Genomic DNA, 1,901 nt, shown 5'->3' with positions numbered 1-1,901 from the left:
AACGATGATCCCAGCTTGCTGGGGGATTAGTGGCGAACGGGTGAGTAACACGTGAGTAACCTGCCCTTGACTCTGGGATAAGCCTGGGAAACTGGGTCTAATACCGGATATGACTGTCTGACGCATGTCAGGTGGTGGAAAGCTTTTGTGGTTTTGGATGGACTCGCGGCCTATCAGCTTGTTGGTGGGGTAATGGCCTACCAAGGCGACGACGGGTAGCCGGCCTGAGAGGGTGACCGGCCACACTGGGACTGAGACACGGCCCAGACTCCTACGGGAGGCAGCAGTGGGGAATATTGCACAATGGGCGCAAGCCTGATGCAGCGACGCCGCGTGAGGGATGACGGCCTTCGGGTTGTAAACCTCTTTCAGTAGGGAAGAAGCGAAAGTGACGGTACCTGCAGAAGAAGCGCCGGCTAACTACGTGCCAGCAGCCGCGGTAATACGTAGGGCGCAAGCGTTATCCGGAATTATTGGGCGTAAAGAGCTCGTAGGCGGTTTGTCGCGTCTGCTGTGAAAGACCGGGGCTCAACTCCGGTTCTGCAGTGGGTACGGGCAGACTAGAGTGCAGTAGGGGAGACTGGAATTCCTGGTGTAGCGGTGAAATGCGCAGATATCAGGAGGAACACCGATGGCGAAGGCAGGTCTCTGGGCTGTAACTGACGCTGAGGAGCGAAAGCATGGGGAGCGAACAGGATTAGATACCCTGGTAGTCCATGCCGTAAACGTTGGGCACTAGGTGTGGGGGACATTCCACGTTTTCCGCGCCGTAGCTAACGCATTAAGTGCCCCGCCTGGGGAGTACGGCCGCAAGGCTAAAACTCAAAGGAATTGACGGGGGCCCGCACAAGCGGCGGAGCATGCGGATTAATTCGATGCAACGCGAAGAACCTTACCAAGGCTTGACATGAACCGGTAATACCTGGAAACAGGTGCCCCGCTTGCGGTCGGTTTACAGGTGGTGCATGGTTGTCGTCAGCTCGTGTCGTGAGATGTTGGGTTAAGTCCCGCAACGAGCGCAACCCTCGTTCTATGTTGCCAGCGCGTTATGGCGGGGACTCATAGGAGACTGCCGGGGTCAACTCGGAGGAAGGTGGGGACGACGTCAAATCATCATGCCCCTTATGTCTTGGGCTTCACGCATGCTACAATGGCCGGTACAAAGGGTTGCGATACTGTGAGGTGGAGCTAATCCCAAAAAGCCGGTCTCAGTTCGGATTGGGGTCTGCAACTCGACCCCATGAAGTCGGAGTCGCTAGTAATCGCAGATCAGCAACGCTGCGGTGAATACGTTCCCGGGCCTTGTACACACCGCCCGTCAAGTCACGAAAGTTGGTAACACCCGAAGCCGGTGGCCTAACCCTTGTGGGGGGAGCCGTCGAAGGTGGGACCGGCGATTGGGACTAAGTCGTAACAAGGTAGCCGTACCGGAAGGTGCGGCTGGATCACCTCCTTTCTAAGGAGCTGCTAATAATTGCCGGTGTCCGTGCATGCGGATGGTTGGTGGTTGTCAGTGTTGCCCATTGCGCAGGCGTCTGTTCTGCGGTGGGTGCTCATGGGTGGAATATCAACGAATCAAAGTTTTTTTGGCATGGCCTTTGTGGTTGTGTCCTGGTGCTAGTACGGCGGCCTGTGCTTCCTTTTTTGGGGGGTGTGGTGTTGTTGGGAACGTGTCCGGGGCGTGGCTGGTGGGGGTTGTGTTTGGCGCACTGTTGGGTCCTGAGGCAACAGGACCTTTTTGCAGCAATGCAGGGGGGGCACTTCTGGTGTTTCTTTTTGTTCCTGCTTCCGGTACTTCGTCCGCTGTTGATGGCTTGCGCTTCCCTTTGTGGGGTGTGGGTTGTGGTGGGTGTGGTCTGGTTGACGGGGTTGTTGTTTGAGAACTACATAGTGGACGCGAG

1 rRNA gene is annotated in these 1,901 nt (G+C 56.6%); it reads left to right on the top strand.

Features of this window, described 5'->3' with window-relative positions:
* A 16S ribosomal RNA gene (locus HP499_RS23755) occupies positions 1-1,456 on the top strand; the annotation flags it as partial.
* Positions 1,457-1,901: the final 445 nt, after the last annotated feature.

The sequence above is a fragment of the Paenarthrobacter sp. CM16 genome, from assembly GCF_013179505.1.
Lineage (GTDB): Bacteria > Actinomycetota > Actinomycetes > Actinomycetales > Micrococcaceae > Arthrobacter.
This window is presented reverse-complemented; position numbering and strand designations above follow the sequence as displayed.